Here is a 17,714-nt window from a genome sequence, read left to right as displayed (position 1 = left end):
GCGCTGAGGCTGGGGTGGCCGGTCGGGACAAAGGCCCTTACGGGGGAGCCCTGATTCGCGTATACTGGGAGCGATGCCGCTTCTTGTCGTGGTTGCTCTCATGGGCGCTTTTCAGGGATTGTTACTGCTTCTTCTGGTGGGGGTCCGCTACCGAAGCAGAGAAAACCTCCCCTTCGGGATATTCCTTTTGGGGTTTTCCCTGCGCCTGGGGACCATTCCGGCCTGGACACCTGCAACTCTTCTGGAACACCCCTGGGTTTTTGCGATAGTTGGTCCCGTGCCACTTCTCTACGGGTTTCTTGTCTGGTGGTACGTGCGCGAGCTGATTCTTCCTGAGGGGGAGGGCGTGCCCGGACGCTGGTGGCTTCATGGGTTGCCCTGGTTTCTGGAGACCCTCCTCCTCACGGGATTCCTTGTTTCTCTGTCCCCTGGCGAGTACCAGGAGTTTGTTGCCAGGCTTTTTTCGCCCCAGGTGCCTCTTTGGATGCCCCTGCGGCATGCGGGAAAGATTCTTCTGGGGGGGGTCTACGGAATCCTTTCGGTGCGACTTGTCTTTTTTCAGACTGGCCGTGACAGAGCGTCCAGCGAGAAAATGTCTCCGGTCATGAGACGGAGAATCGTCTGGGCTCGTTGCGTCGTGGTGGCCCCGATCCTCTCGATGGGAGCCTTCCTGATCACGGCCTTTGTGTTTCCAGGAGAATCAAGTGCAGGACAAAATCTGGCTTCTCCCTTTATTATTCCCGCCGCAGTAATGATGGGTTCTGTCTATGGGTTTTCACTCTTTCTTTTGATCGCTCCCGATGTTCTTTCTTTGACTGGGGCCAAAGAAAGAACCGGACGGGCGCCACGTGACGGGGCCTGTCCCGACCAGGATGATGCGAGGGAGATCGGGGAAAAACTTCGGGAGGTGCTGGAGCAGGGGATATACCGGGATACGTCTCTTACTCTGGACAGGCTTGCCCGGTGCCTGAATGTGCAACCCAGGATTTTGTCTGCGGTCATTCATGAGAGGTACTCCGAAAACTACACGCAACTCATCCATCGGTATCGTCTGAACGAGTTTATTGCCCGAGTCCAGGAGGGTGGCCTCCAGGGGCGCACCATTCTCTCTCTGGCTATCGAATCGGGGTTTCCCTCAAAGAGTACTTTCAACCGGGTCTTCAAAGAGCGTTTTGGTACATCTCCCTCGGTTTATCTTTCGGAAAGTGAGCGTCACCGCACGGGACTGTAGAGACGGGAAAAACCGGGACGGTGTGGCCGTGTTTTCATACCAGTTCTGGTGGTTAGGGAGTTTCAGGGAGGCGCAGACGAAGTCCCGGGGGAAGTTTCTGGTTCCGGTAGGTGAAAAGCGTCTGAAGATTCACCATCTCTCCCCGGTAGCGGATAAAGGTATTCTCCCAATCCAGAGGTGAACCCAACAGATACAGCTGGTATCGCCGGGCATGCTCTCTGCCAGGAGGGGCCGGGTCTTCTCCAGCGTAACGCGCTTCCACTTCCAGGGGATCTTCAAGATAGATGATTTCCCGCTCTTTGCCGGGCAGGGCCAGAATCAGGAGTTGACTTCGACGAATCATCCAGATTGCCTGGACTGCATCGCGGCTGTTCAGGGTGAATGGGTCGGGGGCAGGATGGATCGCTATGCGACCCGAAGCGTGCGGGCCGGACAGGGGTATGATCAGGCCGAGCACTACCAGGGTTGTTGCAGCAAACCGGGAAAGAAGGGGGCTCCTCATTGGATTCAGTGATCGGTTTTTTTTCACAAAAATCAAGTTTTCTTGGAAACCTCCTTCTCTGTGGTTTATACTTGAGCCTGATATGAAAGAAATACGCGTAAAAAAAGATACTCTCTTGCCCCAGCTGAAAAAGGCTCGCCTCTTCCGGCACCTTCCCGATGAGGCAATAGAAAAATTGATAGAGTGCTCCCGCTTTGTGGAATACGATCCACAGGAGATTCTGATCCGTGAGCACGCCGTGGAGCAGGATGTCTATGTGATTCTCTCCGGTGCCTGTTCGGTTATGGTTCATCAGGAGGGAGGTGACGCCTACGTAGCTACCCTTGGGGCGGGGCAGGTCGTGGGGGAGGCTGCTATTTTCTCCAACATGCCCCGCATCGCCACTGTACTGGCTCAGGATACGGTGCGACTTATGTGCTTTGAACGCACGGCCTTTCTGAAGGTCCTCCAGGATGATCCCCGTTCCGGCATGAAGGTTCTCTTCATGATCGTTCATAATCTGATGATGAAACTTCGCGAGGTCAATCTGGAGCTGGCCTTTGAACGCCGCGACGACGGCGGGCAAGCCGAGGTGGACCAGCTGATCGAGTCGCTTATTCCTGCTGCCGGCGCGGTTGGATTGACGCCACAGCAATAGCTGCCATGGCCACCAGAAAGATCAGCAACAGAAAAGCCGGGCGATAGGTTCCCAGCAGATCAAAGATCCCTCCTGCCACGGTTGGTCCCAGGGATCCCGCCAGGGTTCCCGCAAAGACCGTGGTGCCATAGAGCTGACCGTGGGATCGCGTGCCGAAGAGCTCTGCAATCAGGGGAGAGACGCAGGTGAAGAGCCCTCCGTGGCCGAACCCGTAGATCAAGGCAAAAAGATAAAGCCTGGGAGCTGTGGAGGTAAACTGAAGAAACACGAAAGCTGTGGCCAGGACGGCGTAGCAATACAATAGCGCCCGTTTCCCACCCAGTCGGTCGATGATTGTTCCCATAACGAGGCGCCCGGCGATGCTGATAGCCCCGATAACAGAAAGTATTCCCGCTGCCAGGGTTCTCTCGATCCCCATGTCGATGGCGTACGGTACTATGTGAACAATAATTACGGGGGTGCAGAAGAACACCGCTGCTTGTGCAATACAGACTCTCCGGAACTGGGGGTTTTTCATGAGCGCCGGGATTCCTTCGATGGGAGCAGGCTCATGGAGGGTGCTGTGGGTGTTTTGGTTCTGGAGCAACCTATCCCCATGGGGAACACCGGAATCCTCAGGGGAGCGGTGCAGAAGGCGCGATGCACAGAACACCAGCGGACCCGTTACTGCGGCGATCCAAAGGTAGGCGGTGCGCCACCCGAAGGTTGTAATCAGGATTGCCACGGCGGCCGGGCCGATTACCTGGCCAACTCCGGTCCCGGTTTTCACGATGGCTGACATGATTCCCCGGCGCCGCTCGAACCACCGGGAGACGGTGGAAAGGGTGACCACATCATGGCTGCCAAAGGCCAGGCCAATGCAAATGGGGTAGACCACGAGTAATTGCCAGGGAGCCGTGACCCGTGACATGAGGACAAATCCCAGGGAAATTGCGACGCTGGCAAGCGCGAGGATGCGGCGAGGCCCGATCTTGTCGGTGAGCCCGCCGAAGATCATCGCGCATATTCCCATCATGAGAGAAGCCAGAGATGACCCGGCGGAGATAACTGCCCGGGACCAGCCCAGATCGCTTTGGAGCGCTTCCAGGAAGAGGCCGTAGGTAAAGATTGCCCCTACGATGGTTCCCTGAACGACAAAACTGGCGGCAACAATCCGGTAGCCCTGGTAAGGCCTGGTGCCCCGAGAGAGTATTTTAGTTGACATGCCGGGGCAGTATAACGAAAAGGATCGGCGATGCGTAGATGCCTCGCAGGGGGAAGAATTGCCTTCAGGTAATGTCGGTGTTCTAGCGACGCAGACCGACAAGGACAGGTATGGCGAACCCTCCCTGGGCGAATATCCACAGCCGTGGAGCAATAAAAACAGAGGAAGACCCGGGATCGTCATCGATACGCAGGGACAGCTCAAGTCCCAGCTCCAGGAATCTGTCAAGATACCATTCATCTTTCAGGCGATCATCTTCGGTATCGACGGGCTGTGCGATGTGGTGCAGAAGATTTCCCGCAGCAAGATGAGGGCGAAGGATGTGCTGAAATCGCGGGATCGGAACGGTTGCCTCCAAGCCTATCGATCCATGCAGACTGCTTATCCAGTTTCCCTCGGTTGCCTGCAACGACGAGTGTTGACGGTATCCCGTTTCTGCCCGCCATCCTGCCCAGGTCCGGCGGGAGAAGGGTCTGGTTATTCCCAGGACGCCGCCAAAGGCATAGGTGGAAATTTCTGCATAACCTTCCTGGTGAAACGAGAGGAGTCCCGCCAGATAGCGTGTATCCCCTTCGTTCGCCTGCAGGTTCAGGGCCGAGCAAAAGAGGATCATCCCGGTGAGTATCTTTCGTAGCACCTGATCTCCTGTAGGTTTTTTTATTACAGAATTATTATACCAAGAATCATGCAGAAAGATGTGAGAAATCCCAAAGAGGTGGAAATTTCATAGCTGTGAATTCTATAGTTGATTGTGCTTTTTTTGTCGCCTGTTGCCCTGTTTCTCCTGATTTTTCACTTCGCGCCCTGTTTTGTCGGAGGGGCTTGGGCTCAGAGTCTCTTTTTGGTCGATTCTCCTTCTCCCGTGATGGCCGGGAGAAAGACCGGCAGCCTTCTCCAAACCTCTTCAATCGAAACCGGTGAGATTCCTCTGGTGGCCAACAGAACCCAGTTTGCTTATGGGCTGGCAGACAGCCTGGAGTTTATGGCACGGGTTGTGGCTGTGAACTACCGGGATGATGACTTTTATCTGGGCACCATAGCTGCTCTGGAAGGACGGGTCACGGGTCAACGTCCAGAGAAGCCGGAAGTGATGGCTTATGGAGGATTCATTTATCACAGGGATGATCTGCGGTGGAAACCCTATCAGGGAAACGTGCCCAATGTGGCCAGTGTGATCTCTCCTTACGGTGATCCGGGGTGGGACCTCTACTGCGGTGTCAGCGGCCAGCAGAACCTCTCTGTGTTCCACCAGGAGCGGCTTGTTATGGGAACAATTTCCTACGCGCGCACCCTTGGGCGGGACCATTTTCCTGACACCGAGGGATACAAAAACCGGATCTTTCTGAACGTCGCGCCGGTGCTGTGGCATCGGTCCTTTGGGCAGGGGCGTGTTACCTGGGTTGTTCAGAATCGGGCAACTCTCTGGATGGAGCGTGGGTATATGGTCGAAGTTCTTCCCCAGGTGGTAATAGATGCTCCTGGCAATGGGGTGGCGTTTCACGCCGGACTGGGACTTCCTGCTGTGGGAGGCGGCGTCTACCGCTTTCTGGCGGGTTTTCGTGTGAAGGTCCCTCCCGTGAGAGTATCGCAGGAGCAGGCCTTTATCACCGTGACGGATCTTTTTTTTCCGCCAAATCAGGCGGTGTTGCTGGGGCCGGAAAACGAACGGTCCGGGGAAAACAGGAAGATCCTGCGCCGGCTCTACCGGGATCTTCGGCAGTACCCGGGTTACACCGTGCTGATAGAGGGGCACACCAGTTTTGTTCACTGGGATGATCCCCTCCGAGGTCCTCTGGAACAGCAACAGGTCTTGCTTCCCCTTTCCCAGGCACGGGCTGATGCGGTACGGGATGCTCTCGTGGATTTGGGAATTGATCGGGCCAGAATGCAGACGGTTGGAAAAGGGGCACAGGAACCTGTGGTGCCTTTCGGGGACTCCCGGGAGCAATGGAAGAACAGAAGGGTGGAACTCATTCTGTCTCCTCCTGACGGTTCTCACTCCGAAGGGAGGTCTCAATGAGGTGTCCTGTGGGAATGGTCCTGGTGACGGCTCTCCTCTCGGGAATGTTTTTTCCGGGGTGCGAGGTTGCCCGGTATCCTTTTTATGTTGAAACCCGACGGTTGAATGTGGCCTTTGTGATAGACCGCAGCGGAAGCATGGGACAAGGACCTGATAGCCGAATGGAGAATGCGAAGAGTGCGGCCGTTGAACTGGTAGGAGGTCTGGATTCTCAGGATATCCTCGCTGTGGTTACGTTTGATAATGACGCAACGGTGGTAGCCGAGGCCCGCAGGATTTCTTCCGGGCGTCGGGACGAGGTGATTGAAAGGATTAGCACAATAACGGCCGGCGGTGGAACAACCGTTTCTGCGGGGCTCGTGGCGGGATATTCCGAGTTGAGCCGAAATCGCTCTCCCGGATTCTGGAACATCCTCATTCTGCTCTGTGACGGTGATGTGGATTCGGCCATTTCGGAGCCGCTGGTTCGCGATGCCTACGCTCGGGGTGTGCGAACATCCACGATTGGCCTGGCTGTTAGTGATTCGCAGATGGGCGATCTTGATCGCCTGGCGGAGCTGGGCAGGGGCGTCTCCCTCTTTGTTGCTGGCAACGAAGAGGTATCGGAGGTGATCAGGGAAGCCATTGATGAACTGCTCTCGCCGTGAGGCGAGAGCAGAAGCAGGGGGCTGTCTGTCGTTATTTTGGAGGTTCCAGCATTGCGGCCGGGGGCTTCTTTGTGCCGGCGACCCGAAAGAAGGCCACCGTTTCGGTGATTCGCTGGGCCTGGAGGGCCAGTTCTTTTGCTGTTGTTGCTATTGCACTGGATTGCTCGGATATCTTTTCGCTGGTGGCGTTGAACTCCTCGGAAATCGCCGCATTGTTCTGGATCACCGAATCGAGCTGGTTGATCGCCTGACTGATCTGCTGCACCCCCGTATCCTGCTCGCGGGTGGCTGCGCTTATCTCCTGAATAAGCTCGGCCGTTTTCTGGATCTCCGGTACCATGGTGTCCAGGGTTGATCCCGCTTTCTGCGCTACGGCAACGCTATTTTTGGAAAGCTCCGATATCTCGCTGGCTGCGGCACGGCTGTGTTCGGCCAGCTTGCCCACCTCGCTGGCCACAACGGCGAATCCCTTGCCATGAACTCCCGCTCGTGCGGCTTCTATGCTCGCGTTGAGGGAGAGCAGGTTTGTCTGGCGCGCTATGTCCTCGATGATCGTTATCTTCTCGGTGATCTGTTGCATGGCCTCCACAGTCTGTCGAACTGCAGCGGCCCCTTCCTGGGTGGTCTGGGCTCCCTTCACGGCAATGCTCTCGGTGCTCATTGCATTATCGGCGTTCTGGCGGATGTTGGCGCTCATCTCCTCTACGCTGGCTGAAACCTCTTCGGCGCTGGCTGCCTGCTCGGTAGCCCCCGAAGAGAGCTGCTGACTGGATTTTGAGACCTCCTGGATTCCCAGAGAGACCTGTTCTGCGCCCTCGGCCTGTTCACTTGAGCTGGAGGCAACCAGCGCAGAGGATTCCTGGATATCGGAGACAACGCTGATCAGCTTTGTTATGGTCTGGTTCAGGGAGCGGGCAAGGATTCCGATCTCATCACCCCGCCGGGTGGCCCCTTCGTCCACGGTGATGTCCAGATTTCCCGAAGCCAGTTCTTCGGCGATCTGGTTCATTGCCAGAATGGGTTTTGTGAAGTTCACTGCCAGGAGGTAAACCGCACCGGCTCCTGCCAGGAGAACCACCAGGGCAACAAGGAAGAGGTTTCGTAAAAACTGGTAGAGCACACCGTAGATGTCTGACAGCGGCCCCTGGGATACAACGATCCATCCTGTTCCCTCCGACCGGTGAGCTGCGGCGTAGGTGCCGGTGCGACGATCGATATTAAAACTGAACGAGGCGTTTCGCAGTTCTCTCAGCATGGGCTGCCGTTGGGTCCGTTCGAAATAGTTTGCTGTGAGGATATCCTCTTCCTGATCGGCTGTGATATACAATCCTTCGCCATCCAGCAGGAAGGAGCGGCTGTTTTGGGTGATTCGAAGATTCCGGACGATTTCTTCCACGGTGGTGAGAAGCACGTCCAGGCCGATCACTCCCAGCATCTCTCCCCGGCCCTCTTCGATGCGGCCGGCCACGCTCACCACCAGACTGTCGGTGATCATGTCCAGGTACGGTTCGGTAAGGATCGGTTCAGACTGTTTCAGGGCGTTGACAAACCAGGCTCGTGTGTACTGGTCGTAATCATCGGGGGGAACCCAGCCTCCGCTCTCTATCCAGATTCCTCCCTGATAGAAGGGCTCTATATCGCAGAAATACATGGCCGAGAGGTCGGGGTTGTCATCGACGCCAGCAATGAGGGATGGCAGAAGCTCGTCAATCTCGTTTATGCGGTGGCGTGCTTCGTTTCGGACAGATTTAATTGTCTGGGCGTTCACGGCGTGCCAGGCGTCCACCCGGGCTGTGGCCGCATCCATCTTGGCCTGGGTTTCTACGGCGAGTTGCTGGTTGAGCTGGCGGGAGTAATTGATATAAACCGCCGTAGTGACGGCAACAATTACCAGGGTAAGCAAACCAACCATCATCAGGGCCAGCTTCATTTTGATGGACATCTTCAAGACGGACCTCCTTGCCCAGGGGGGCGGTGTTCCGGCGCGGGCCGGTGAGAACTTCCTGTAAAAAGTTTTGTGCTTTGCCGGAGCGTTGTCAAATGATTGAGGAAAACTTTATTTGTTGGGGGAAAGATCTGCGCCCTGGCGGGGCAGGGCGCAGAGGCGGAATAATCTGATGAGGATCGTCGGGAGTCTGCACAGATGGGGATGGTGACCGGCAGCCATCGGTCTGTAAATAAATTGTTGACGGAAAAGCTAATTAATAGATACCTTCAACCCATGAAAAGAGCAATATATACGGGAATCGTAGTGTCAGGGTTGCTGGTCCTCATGGGAAATCCCCTTTTTGCACGAACCCTGGATCTGACCGATCAGAGCGGGGTGAAAGAGATCGAGATATCCAGCCGGGGCATGGCCTATGATGTGGCGGAGATCCGGGTGAACCGGGGGGATCGGGTTCGGGTAACTTACCGGAACGGTGGCGGTCGCCACGACTGGAGGGTGGACGAGTTTGAAGGCGCTGCTACACGGATGCTGAGCGCAGGTCGTTCCGAGACGGTAGAGTTTGTTGCCGATCAGGCGGGAACCTTTGTGTTCTATTGCTCGGTTCCCGGCCATCGCCAGGCGGGAATGTACGGGCGTCTGGTTGTGAAAGACTAGAAAGACTCCGGGTTTTAGGGACCTGAAATCATGTGACCGGTGATACACGGGAAAACCGCAGGCATGCGTGCGCGCAATTGACCGCTTGTGCTTTATTGGCTATCTTTGCATGTATTATGGAAAGATCGGATCTTTTGCGTGCCGAGGTGCGGGCTGGTGTCCTCAAGGCAATGGCCCACCCAACCCGTATATACATTGTAGATCTGATTCACCGCACGGGACAGCATTGTGTTCAGGATCTTTCGCTTCAGGTAGGAGTTGATGCGTCTACAATTTCCCGACATCTTTCTCTTTTGAAGCATGCCGGGATCCTTACGGACAGGAAAGAAGGTACGACCGTCTATTACTCTCTGGGATGTGATTGTATCGGCGAGTTCATGACGGGTCTGGAAAAGGTGGTTCTGGCAAAGCAAGCCCGTGAAAACCGCCTTCTTGAATCTCTTCTGGATAGAGGCTAGTCCGCGTTTTTCTGTGTCGCTAGACGTCCCCGAAGGCCTCATGATAGTTGATCGTGCCCCGGTGGTCATGGAGGTAGTTGGGGATCAGCTCCTTGATCATGAACACCTCTTCAGGAACCGGATATTCCGACCTGATTCCAAACCGCACAGAGGGCAGGAAGCCAAATCGGGGATAGTATGCAGGGTGTCCCAGGACTGTTACCGCTCCAACGCCCCGATTCGCGCACTCCTCCAGTCCGCGTACTACCAGGGCCGACCCGACGCCCCCACGCTGATGCCCCGGCATAACTGCCATAGGCGCAAGGCCCATCAGCTTGAGATTCTGCAGGGAGTTCAGGGTAACGGGGGAGAAAAAAATATGCCCCACAACCAGGGCTCCTTCCACTGCTACCATCGAGATGATGGGACGAACCTGGCTACGCAGGGTGTCTACCAGCTCAGCCTCTGCCGGTGAACCGAAGGCTGCCTCGTGGATGGCTCTGACCGCTATGATGTCTTCTTCCGTTTCCTCGCGAATGATCATGAGAGATGTGATCCTCCTTCTCCGCATTATACTACGTTTGGGACAGCATCAAGAGAAGGCAATCAGGAATAGTTGAATAGTGATGGAAAACTTGTTTGGCCATCTGCAGTGAACTACAATTAAATTCCGGGGGGGGGGCAGGAGAGGACGTGCGATGGAATCGCAAAAAAAAGATGTGCTCCTTGTGGAGGACCGGGTTGCGGTTGTACAGCAACTGGGGGAATCGCTGGAGTGCGGCGGCTATGGGGTGCAGCATCAGAACACGCTCTCAGGTGCCGTGCAGACTGTGCGTGAGCAAGGGGACTGCATCGGCGCGGTATTGGTGGGCCTTGGCTTAGTCTCTGCTGCGGAATCAACCCATCTACAGGAACTTCAGAATTGCAGTGCCGGGCCAGTTCTTTTTGTCTACGATCCCGGGCAATCCGGGGCTATCAGAAGAACCTGGGCTATCACGCCTGGAGGGTATATCCCCCACGATGCACCAGGTGCTGTGCTGGACGCTTCAATCGGTGCGGCTGAGGATCATTTCAAAACTGCCCGGACTCGCGAATCTGCGGAAAGAGATCTCCGCGAGAGTGAGCGTCGGCTGGCCTTGTTGATGGCGAACTTGCCCGGAATTGCCTACCGTTGCCGGAATGATCGGTACTGGACCATGGAATTTCTCAGCGAAGGGTGCCTGGGTCTGACGGGCTACGCGGCAGAGGATCTGCTGGATAATCGGGTTTGCTCCTACAACGATGTGATTCATCCGGACTATCGTGATTTTATCCAGGCAGCATGGGAACGGGCTCTGGCGGATCGAACCCGCCTGGTTACGGAGTATCCGATCACAACAAAAGAAGGCCTGCCCAAATGGGTCTGGGAGCAGGGGTGCGGTATCTACGCTGACAACGGTGAGGTTATCGCCCTGGAAGGATTTATAACTGACATTACCGATCGCAAAGTTGCCGAAGAGGTAATTCGTACCAGCGAGAGAAATCTTGAGGCGAAGAACAGGGAGCTGGAGCAACTGGTGTACGTGGCCTCCCATGATCTCCGTTCGCCCCTGGTGAACGTAGACGGCTTCAGCCGGGAGCTGGAGTATTCCTTGCAGGAGCTGGGGTCGATCCTCGACGGGGAAATTCAGCCGGACGAAGGCGCTGTCGCCACCTTGCGAAGAGAGCTTGCCGAAATGGCCATCTCGATCCAGCGCATACGAACCAGTACAGTTCAGATGGATCGATTATTAAAAGGGCTGTTGAAGCTCTCCCGTTTGGGCCGTGCAGCACTTCAGATAGATCCGGTTGATATGAACACATTGATGAAGGAACTGGCTTCTTCCTTCTCTTTCCGTCTTGGAGAACTGGGCGCCTGTTTCCGTGTGGAAGACCTTCCTCCGTGTCTCGGTGACGCCACGCAATTAGCGCAGATCTTCTCGAATCTGATCGATAATGCCTTGAAGTATCTTGACCCGGAACGGTCGGGAGACGTCTCGGTGAGCGGTTGCCTGGAGCACGGCCGGTCGATATACCGGGTGAGGGATAACGGGATCGGGATTTCCGAAAACCACCAGGAGAAAGTGTTCGAGTTATTTCACAGGCTCGATCCTCGTGATAGCCAAGGAGAGGGGATCGGCTTAACCGCTGTGCGACAGATTCTGTTCCGTCTGGACGGGAAGATTTCCGTTGAATCTGTTCCCGGTGTCGGAAGCACCTTCATTGTCTCTCTTCCTGCCTGCGGGATGCCTGGGGGGAGGATTCCCTATGAGATTGAGTGAAACAAGCGGAGGACCAGTCATGAAACATGAAGTGGTGATACTTATCGCCGAGGATGATGAAGGCCATGCTGACCTGATCAGGAAAAATCTTGCCCGGGCGGGAATCGTGAACCGCATCATCCACTTTGTCGATGGTCAGGAGATCATTGATTTTCTCTTTTCCCGGGGTGATGGCCCCCGAAGAATATCGGGAGAGGCCTACGTGTTGCTCCTGGATATTCGAATGCCGAAACTCGATGGCGCGGAGGTGCTGGAGCGTATCAAGGCCGACCAGGAGTTGCGGAAGATTCCGGTGATGATGATCACTACGACCGATGACCCTCGGGAGGTTGAACGTTGTCACGACCTGGGGTGTAGCAGTTATATTACCAAACCTGTGGAATACGAAGGATTTGTCCATGCAATTCGTCAGTTGGGGTTGTTTCTCTCGGTGGTGCAGATTCCCCAGATTAACGGGATGGGGTAATGAGGGCGCAGGGTAATGGAGGGTAGGCCGGAAATGCAGCAAAAAAGACCTGAGAACACCCTCCTGGTCGTTGAGGATGATCATGGGCTCCGCGAATTGATCATCAGGGTTCTCGAGAAGGCCGGGTATCTCGCTGAGGGTGTTTCCTCGGGCAGGGAAGCGCTGGAGCGAATTGCTTCCTCCTCACCCGTTGCGGTCCTGCTTGATCAGAGTCTCCCCGATATGACTGGCAAGGAGGTGATTATCGCTCTCCTCGAGAGAGACATCGTTGTGCCCTTTATTGTAATGACCGGCCAGGGTGATGAACGGTTCGCCGTGGAGATGATGAAGCTGGGGGCTGCGGACTACCTGATAAAGTATATCGATTTCCTTGATTCTCTTCCTCTGGCGGTGGGCCGTTTGTTCAAGGTGATAGAGAACAAGCGGGCTGTCGAGGCAGCGGAGGCTCGACTGAAGGAGAGCGAAGAGAGGTTCCGGTTTCTTGTGAACCATTCCGGCGATCTTATCTGGGTATTGCAGTTAAACGGCATCGTCTCCTATGTATCCCCCTCGTGGAAGAATGTTGTGGGCGGCGACCCCGGCTCTATAGCCGGAAAAGAGTTTTTGTCCTTCATCCATCCCGATGACCAAGCTCTTTTTCACGAATATACCGAGAAGGTTCTGGCTGCCCGCAAAACCATGGGTGGTCCGAAATACCGATCTCTCCACCACGACGGAACGTGGCGTTGGCACGAGGGGCGGATCACCCCTGTCTGTGCCGACGATGGCTCGGTTCTCTATTTTGTGGGGGTTTCGAGGGATATAACTGAACAACGAAGGGCGGAGGAAGAGGTCCAGAGACAGCTGAACGAGAAAGAGTTGCTTTTGAAAGAGGTTCATCATCGGGTAAAGAACAATATTGCCACGATTGAGCATCTCCTGTTGCTCCAGGCAGGCCTTTGTGTTCACCCTGAGGCGCAAGGAGCGTTGCAAGAAGCGGTCTCACGGGTCGAGAGCATGCATATTCTCTACCAGAAACTGCTCCTCACCGATGACCACCAGAGCGTGTCCGTTAAAGAGTATGTGGAGAGTCTCCTTGAATCACTGGTCGATGTATTTAAAACTGACAAGCTCATTACGATCGAGAAAGACATTGCCGATTTCAGGATGCCACCAGAGCGGGTGGTTTCTTTTGGCATAATAATTAACGAGTTGGTAACAAACGTCTTCAAATACGCCTTTCAGGGCAGACCGGGCGGGTTCGTTCGCGTGACAGTCCGCGATGGTGAGGGGGGCGCCTGCCTGGTTATTGCCGATGATGGAATCGGGTTCGCCGGGGAGAGCGATGGAGGTGATCAAGGGGGATTCGGGCTTTCTCTTGTCAGGATGCTGGCAAAACAGCTGGGGGCAACCATCTCAATGCGTAGCGATGGAGGGACCACAGTCACTGTGGACTGCGGCCCCTGACAGAACATCGTGGTCCCATCAGCGTGGAGCCGAGGGGTGCCCCGAATCACTACTCGACCTCGTGGTACTCTCCAAAGGAGTGTTCTTTCCAGCGAACCCGGCTTGGGGTCACTTCCACAAGGACCAGGTTTGGATCGTACTCATCCTTGAAAAGTCCCTTTGCACCGGGGTGGAGACGCAGGAGCTCCCGTTTTTTTTCAGGCCCGCTTGAGACATCGACAGAACCTGTAACCCGGAGGTGATTCTTCTGCTGATCCACCCAGCAGAGCTCAACCTGGGCGTTCTGCTCGAACTCTTTCATTTTCCCGCTGATAACAAAGGTGGAGCACCAGAATTTGAAATCATCGGTGATAACGAACTTCATGGGACGCACCCGGGGCTGCCCATCCACTGAGGTGGCCATCTGGCAGTAGCCAGCGCTTTGAACGATCTCTCGTACTTTATCTCGTGACATGGTACCATATTACACCGAGGAAGCTGATAAGAAAACCGAAGGGGAGATTATTATGGATGCGTCGGAATATTCAGGAATGGTGGGATCTCCTTTCCGTCTTTGTGTGTGGTCTCTTTGTGTCGCCGGTTTGCTCTTTGCCGGGTGCAGTAGTGTTCCCCCGGCAGATGAGGTTAGAGAACCTTCGGCGGAGCACCCTTCGATATCGGGGGTCTTGGCGGTGAGCTACTTCACTGATCTGAACACCCGGGAAGATGATCCGCCCTTGTCCGGTCCCGATTGGCGCTCCCGGTCAATTACAGATTTTCTGATCTCCCAGATTTCCCGGTTGGATCACATAACCGTTACCTCGCGTAGCGTGGTGCGGGAGGTGTTGCAAGAGCAGGAGTTTGCACTTCTCTCGGGTCTCACAGAAGAGACGACACAATTAGGCCGGTTTCTGGAGGCTGATTACCTCCTTTCGGGTGACTACTCGCTATACCAGGGCATCATGACGGTGAACGCGCGCCTTCTTAACGTGGAGACGGCCGAGATTGTTCGGGCCTTTCGCGTTGTTGGTCCCGAGACATCGATCCATCAGTTGCAGGAACGGCTTTTCTATGAGTTTACAAGCTTCGCCGGAATACCTCTGCGAAGAGAAAACCTGGCAGCACCGGATTACGACCCTGACACATCGTCTATTCGACGTTTCTACCGGGCGGAAGCGATGTTCGAGGAAGGTGAGAACGCAGACGCACGAAAGGAGCTTGAGGCGCTTCTGGCAGAAAATCCGCTTTTTACTCCAGCCAGGCAGCTGATCCAGGATCGTGCGGCGACCCCTTCGGGCTCGTCTGCTTCCGGTCTGGTGGTGGATGGACTGGCCAGTGTTGAGGCGGCAGACGAAGAACTGCGAAGGCAACTCTATTTCAGAAACCTCTCTCGAAGCTTTGCCCTCTACGCGGTTGCCCAGGCCTATCGGGTGGAGGTCAAGGATGTGAAGATCGAATCCCGGGACGCCGAGCTGTTTGAAGTTCAAGTAGAGGGAGAGGTTGTCCTTCGTGAAGATTTCCGGCCGGTCCTCGAAGATTTTCTGGAAGTAAACCCCTATCTGACCCCCGAAAGCAGGGCTTCCTATGAACGATTTATCAGGAGAGGTGGTTTTAGCCAAGGCATGCCCGAGCTCTTCCATCTGCAGTTCCAGGAACCGTTTCTCCTCCCCGAGGAAAGCTACCATGGGTTTGTGCGTATCACCCTGAAGGATGCCTCGGGGGAGGTGCTGTGGCGTGTGGATTCAAACCACGTGGAGGGATCTTTTCCGATCTATTCTCCTCGCTTGGGGGAGCAGAATTTTTCCCGGTGGGATCCTTCTTCCTGGTTTCACATTTCTTCTTCTTCCGGTTCTGCAGCACTGGGAAGGCGGCGCAGTTTCGCGACGCTTGGGGGGAGCTTGAAAGCTCCACATTTTTCAGGAATATGGCTGGGCCAGGCGCATTTCTCCATCTCCATGATGATTCCCCGGCAGGAGGTCAGTGCCCTGGCCACGGTTACAGGCGAGCCGCATTTCGGACGAATCTACCGGTGATCTCGATTGTGTCTTTGCGCCCCTGCTCCAGGGGGCGTTATCTTGACATCCCCCTGGAGTGCTCATAGAGTTTGTGTTATGAAACACAAACGATTATGCATGTACGGGTGTCTTCTGGCTGTCTGGTTCGGTACGGTGCTGATGCCTCTTCACAGTGAAGGAAGACCGACCTTTTATGTTCACTACGGTCATACTCCCGTATATCTTACCGATTCCGACCATGGAGACGTCTATGGCAATTCTTTTGAGTTTGGAGTCTTTATCGACGAGAACACCCAGATAGGTGTTTACAACGAACAGGTAAGCATCGAGAACGCTGCAGATATATCTATCCAGGGACTTTCTGCCGAGTACCGGGTTCTCCGGGTTGGAGGTCTTGCGACGTCTACAGGAATCATGCTGGGTAGCGGTGACAGCGGGAACGTGGCCGATATTTTTGGGCGGTTCACTTTGCTTGCTTCGGAGCATGCAAATATCAATGCCCGAATCGCCTACCGTACTGCTCCCGAAGAGGGCGCTGCCGCAGCAGACAATCTGAACGGGATTGGTTTGACCATAGGATTCGGAATCAACTTCTAGTCTGCGATTTAGTCTGCTGACTCTGACTGGCGAGGGATAGTTTGCGTTTTTCCTGGACGTTGCTGTCCCCGAATTACACCAGTATCCCCGCGATCAATGCCATTACGACGATCAGGGGAGCGGGAATCTTCCTGCTGGCCAGGAGTAAAACTGTGAGCACCGTGGCGATTGCCTCGGGAGCTCCAACGACTGAGGCCTGTGCCAGGATCACCGCCGCGATCGCGATGAGCCCCCCGGCGACAGCGCCGATCCCGCCCAGGGCAATCCTGATAGCGGGAACCTGCTTCAGCTTTTCTCAGACGGGATACACGAAGTAGATTAACAGGAGCCCTGGAAGAAATATGCCGACACCACCGGCGATCGCTCCTGCAATTTGGTACAGGGCGGTGCTGTCGCGTGCGGCCATGCCACCGGCGTAAGCGGCAAAACTGAACATTGGTCCCGGCAGGCCCTGAACCAGTCCGTAACCGGTAAGAAACTCTTGGTTAGTCATGTAGTCGCGAATCTGCACAAGTTCGCTGTGCATGACCGGGACTACTACCTGGCCTCCACCGAATACCAGGTATCCGTACCGGTAGAAACTCTCGGCAAGCTGGATAAGGCGCTCCTGGAAGACTGCGGTTGCGATGAGACCTCCCAGGCCGAGAAGGAAAAAAGCCGCAAGATAGTGCCATGGCGGGTTCAGGGAAACCCTTTTCCAGATCTCTTTCTCCCGGGAGTGGCTGATCGTCACGGCACCGCCTGCCACGAGGACCAGGGGAAAGATCCAGGGCGAACGAATGAAGTAGGTGAGGATCATGCTTGTCGCCATCAGAGTGCCTGTGGTGCGGTCAACCACAACTTTCCTGCCGATGCGGTACGCCGCCAGAATGATAAATCCCACTGCCATCGGCCCGATGAAACGCAAAATTTCAAAAGAAATCTCGCGAGCTTCCAGAAACTGATAGAGAAAAGAGAGGGTTGTCATCACTGCCAGCACAGGAAGTGCCCACAGGAGCATGGTCAGAAACGCGAGAAGAGGGCCTCCCGTTTTATAGCCGATCGTGACAATTGTCTGTGTGCTGGTTGGTCCTGGAAGGATACTGCAGAGTGCGATCAGTTCAAGCAGGTCCTGTTCGGTGAGGTAGTTTCGTTTCACCACCAACTGGTCCAGAAAGACGCTCATGTGTGCTTCGGGGCCACCGTAGGCGCCGAGGGAGCAGATCAGTACGTCCCGGAGGAACGCCGGCCATTTTGCACCAGGGGTATGTGTTTCGAGAGTATCTCTACTCACGGTAGGCCGCCTTATTTTGAACTGGATGCGCAGGATAGTTTTTCTCATTCACGATGACTTTCCGCGATGAGTAACATCTAAAAAGAGGAGTCAAATGTCAACATCAAGGCTTTGTCGACTTGATGGGGACGGTTGAAGTGGCTGGTACGAAGTGAGTATCTGACTGCCTTTGAACCTGCTTGATCTGTTGACCGGAAGAATCGAACCCGCTATATTCTCGCTGCCAGTGAACAATTGGCGCCTGGCGATGGGGCTCGCCACATAACCGCCTCTCCGGCTGACAGTCCCTGTACAACACGACCTGTAGCGTCGCCAGCTCAATCTCATTCTGCCTGGACTGTGGCCGACGTCTGTCCTG

Annotated in this window: 19 protein-coding genes and 1 riboswitch; of the genes, 11 read left to right on the top strand and 8 right to left on the bottom strand. The window is 55.2% G+C overall.

Annotation, left to right across the window (positions count from 1 at the left end; translation table 11 throughout):
* Nucleotides 1-73: 73 nt before the first annotated feature.
* Complete coding sequence (locus tag BW950_RS11655) at nucleotides 74-1,231, top strand: helix-turn-helix transcriptional regulator (RefSeq protein WP_076489475.1); 1,158 nt, start codon at nucleotides 74-76, stop codon at nucleotides 1,229-1,231.
* Nucleotides 1,232-1,283: 52 nt separating this feature from the next.
* Here the strand turns inward: BW950_RS11655 and BW950_RS15150 are convergent, their stop codons facing one another.
* Complete coding sequence (locus tag BW950_RS15150) at nucleotides 1,284-1,760, bottom strand: hypothetical protein (protein WP_159438793.1); 477 nt, start codon at nucleotides 1,758-1,760, stop codon at nucleotides 1,284-1,286.
* Between the two features lie 55 nt (nucleotides 1,761-1,815).
* Between BW950_RS15150 and BW950_RS11645 the strand changes: the two genes are divergently transcribed.
* On the top strand, nucleotides 1,816-2,370 hold the full coding sequence (locus BW950_RS11645) for a cyclic nucleotide-binding domain-containing protein (protein ID WP_076489473.1): 555 nt from the start codon (nucleotides 1,816-1,818) through the stop codon (nucleotides 2,368-2,370).
* Here the strand turns inward: BW950_RS11645 and BW950_RS11640 are convergent.
* Together BW950_RS11640 and BW950_RS15145 are read right to left on the bottom strand one after the other, a co-directional pair.
* Entirely contained in the window at nucleotides 2,327-3,574 is a 1,248-nt protein-coding gene (locus tag BW950_RS11640; RefSeq protein ID WP_076489472.1) for an MFS transporter, read from the bottom strand. The two genes, BW950_RS11645 and BW950_RS11640, sit on opposite strands and share 44 nt — an antisense overlap.
* Before the next feature lie 82 nt (nucleotides 3,575-3,656).
* Nucleotides 3,657-4,211: a hypothetical protein gene (locus tag BW950_RS15145; RefSeq protein ID WP_159438792.1), complete on the bottom strand. Its 555-nt coding sequence runs from the start codon at nucleotides 4,209-4,211 to the stop codon at nucleotides 3,657-3,659.
* Between the two features lie 294 nt (nucleotides 4,212-4,505).
* Between BW950_RS15145 and BW950_RS11630 the strand changes: the two genes are divergently transcribed.
* Both BW950_RS11630 and BW950_RS11625 read left to right on the top strand, forming a co-directional pair.
* Nucleotides 4,506-5,594, top strand: coding sequence for an OmpA family protein (locus tag BW950_RS11630; RefSeq protein ID WP_234969102.1), 1,089 nt, complete (start codon nucleotides 4,506-4,508; stop codon nucleotides 5,592-5,594).
* Nucleotides 5,591-6,241, top strand: a complete 651-nt coding sequence (locus BW950_RS11625) for a vWA domain-containing protein (RefSeq protein ID WP_076489469.1) — start codon at nucleotides 5,591-5,593, stop codon at nucleotides 6,239-6,241. Before BW950_RS11630 ends, BW950_RS11625 begins: the two co-directional genes overlap by 4 nt.
* 31 nt (nucleotides 6,242-6,272) lie before the next feature.
* Here the strand turns inward: BW950_RS11625 and BW950_RS15395 are convergent, their stop codons facing one another.
* Entirely contained in the window at nucleotides 6,273-8,183 is a 1,911-nt protein-coding gene (locus BW950_RS15395) for a methyl-accepting chemotaxis protein (protein ID WP_076489468.1), read from the bottom strand.
* A gap of 279 nt (nucleotides 8,184-8,462) precedes the next feature.
* Between BW950_RS15395 and BW950_RS11615 the strand changes: the two genes are divergently transcribed.
* Nucleotides 8,463-8,843, top strand: a complete 381-nt coding sequence (locus tag BW950_RS11615) for a plastocyanin/azurin family copper-binding protein (protein WP_076489467.1) — start codon at nucleotides 8,463-8,465, stop codon at nucleotides 8,841-8,843.
* Between the two features lie 116 nt (nucleotides 8,844-8,959).
* Nucleotides 8,960-9,301 (top strand): ArsR/SmtB family transcription factor, encoded by a 342-nt coding sequence (locus BW950_RS11610; RefSeq protein WP_076489466.1) that lies wholly within the window; start codon nucleotides 8,960-8,962, stop codon nucleotides 9,299-9,301.
* A gap of 19 nt (nucleotides 9,302-9,320) precedes the next feature.
* On the opposite strand, the gene BW950_RS11605 is transcribed toward BW950_RS11610, so the two are convergent.
* Complete coding sequence (locus BW950_RS11605) at nucleotides 9,321-9,824, bottom strand: GNAT family N-acetyltransferase (RefSeq protein WP_076489465.1); 504 nt, start codon at nucleotides 9,822-9,824, stop codon at nucleotides 9,321-9,323.
* Nucleotides 9,825-9,978: 154 nt separating this feature from the next.
* Between BW950_RS11605 and BW950_RS11600 the strand changes: the two genes are divergently transcribed.
* Genes BW950_RS11600 through BW950_RS11590 form a run of 3 tightly spaced genes read left to right on the top strand, consistent with a single transcriptional unit; the run spans nucleotide 9,979 to nucleotide 13,492 of the window.
* Nucleotides 9,979-11,580: a sensor histidine kinase gene (locus BW950_RS11600; protein WP_076489464.1), complete on the top strand. Its 1,602-nt coding sequence runs from the start codon at nucleotides 9,979-9,981 to the stop codon at nucleotides 11,578-11,580.
* A gap of 19 nt (nucleotides 11,581-11,599) precedes the next feature.
* A complete protein-coding gene (locus tag BW950_RS11595; RefSeq protein WP_076489463.1) occupies nucleotides 11,600-12,046 on the top strand; it encodes a response regulator in 447 nt (148 codons plus the stop codon).
* A gap of 33 nt (nucleotides 12,047-12,079) precedes the next feature.
* Nucleotides 12,080-13,492: a PAS domain S-box protein gene (locus BW950_RS11590; RefSeq protein ID WP_076489462.1), complete on the top strand. Its 1,413-nt coding sequence runs from the start codon at nucleotides 12,080-12,082 to the stop codon at nucleotides 13,490-13,492.
* A gap of 49 nt (nucleotides 13,493-13,541) precedes the next feature.
* Here BW950_RS11590 and BW950_RS11585 read toward each other — a convergent pair whose 3' ends face one another.
* Nucleotides 13,542-13,946, bottom strand: a complete 405-nt coding sequence (locus tag BW950_RS11585) for a pyridoxamine 5'-phosphate oxidase family protein (protein ID WP_076489461.1) — start codon at nucleotides 13,944-13,946, stop codon at nucleotides 13,542-13,544.
* Between the two features lie 217 nt (nucleotides 13,947-14,163).
* On the opposite strand from BW950_RS11585, the gene BW950_RS11580 reads away from it, so the two are divergent.
* Both BW950_RS11580 and BW950_RS11575 read left to right on the top strand, forming a co-directional pair.
* On the top strand, nucleotides 14,164-15,504 hold the full coding sequence (locus BW950_RS11580) for a FlgO family outer membrane protein (protein ID WP_143559227.1): 1,341 nt from the start codon (nucleotides 14,164-14,166) through the stop codon (nucleotides 15,502-15,504).
* A gap of 78 nt (nucleotides 15,505-15,582) precedes the next feature.
* Complete coding sequence (locus tag BW950_RS11575) at nucleotides 15,583-16,083, top strand: hypothetical protein (RefSeq protein WP_143559226.1); 501 nt, start codon at nucleotides 15,583-15,585, stop codon at nucleotides 16,081-16,083.
* Nucleotides 16,084-16,156: 73 nt separating this feature from the next.
* Here the strand turns inward: BW950_RS11575 and BW950_RS15390 are convergent, their stop codons facing one another.
* Entirely contained in the window at nucleotides 16,157-16,294 is a 138-nt protein-coding gene (locus tag BW950_RS15390) for a hypothetical protein (protein WP_234969101.1), read from the bottom strand.
* A gap of 84 nt (nucleotides 16,295-16,378) precedes the next feature.
* On the bottom strand, nucleotides 16,379-17,356 hold the full coding sequence (locus tag BW950_RS11570) for a chromate transporter (RefSeq protein WP_234969100.1): 978 nt from the start codon (nucleotides 17,354-17,356) through the stop codon (nucleotides 16,379-16,381).
* Nucleotides 17,357-17,590: 234 nt separating this feature from the next.
* Nucleotides 17,591-17,653, top strand: a riboswitch (Fluoride riboswitch).
* Nucleotides 17,654-17,714 lie beyond the last annotated feature (61 nt).

The organism is Alkalispirochaeta americana (genome assembly GCF_900156105.1).
GTDB lineage: Bacteria > Spirochaetota > Spirochaetia > DSM-27196 > Alkalispirochaetaceae > Alkalispirochaeta > Alkalispirochaeta americana.
This window is presented reverse-complemented; position numbering and strand designations above follow the sequence as displayed.

Coding starts and splice junctions, on each gene's coding strand:
- BW950_RS11655 (WP_076489475.1), top strand. CDS start 74: ATGCCGCTTCTTGTCGTGGTTGCTCTCATGGGCGCTTTTCAGGGATTG.
- BW950_RS11645 (WP_076489473.1), top strand. CDS start 1,816: ATGAAAGAAATACGCGTAAAAAAAGATACTCTCTTGCCCCAGCTGAAA.
- BW950_RS11640 (WP_076489472.1), bottom strand. CDS start 3,574: ATGTCAACTAAAATACTCTCTCGGGGCACCAGGCCTTACCAGGGCTAC.
- BW950_RS11625 (WP_076489469.1), top strand. CDS start 5,591: ATGAGGTGTCCTGTGGGAATGGTCCTGGTGACGGCTCTCCTCTCGGGA.
- BW950_RS15395 (WP_076489468.1), bottom strand. CDS start 8,183: ATGTCCATCAAAATGAAGCTGGCCCTGATGATGGTTGGTTTGCTTACC.
- BW950_RS11615 (WP_076489467.1), top strand. CDS start 8,463: ATGAAAAGAGCAATATATACGGGAATCGTAGTGTCAGGGTTGCTGGTC.
- BW950_RS11610 (WP_076489466.1), top strand. CDS start 8,960: ATGGAAAGATCGGATCTTTTGCGTGCCGAGGTGCGGGCTGGTGTCCTC.
- BW950_RS11605 (WP_076489465.1), bottom strand. CDS start 9,824: ATGATCATTCGCGAGGAAACGGAAGAAGACATCATAGCGGTCAGAGCC.
- BW950_RS11600 (WP_076489464.1), top strand. CDS start 9,979: ATGGAATCGCAAAAAAAAGATGTGCTCCTTGTGGAGGACCGGGTTGCG.
- BW950_RS11595 (WP_076489463.1), top strand. CDS start 11,600: ATGAAACATGAAGTGGTGATACTTATCGCCGAGGATGATGAAGGCCAT.
- BW950_RS11590 (WP_076489462.1), top strand. CDS start 12,080: ATGCAGCAAAAAAGACCTGAGAACACCCTCCTGGTCGTTGAGGATGAT.
- BW950_RS11585 (WP_076489461.1), bottom strand. CDS start 13,946: ATGTCACGAGATAAAGTACGAGAGATCGTTCAAAGCGCTGGCTACTGC.
- BW950_RS11575 (WP_143559226.1), top strand. CDS start 15,583: ATGAAACACAAACGATTATGCATGTACGGGTGTCTTCTGGCTGTCTGG.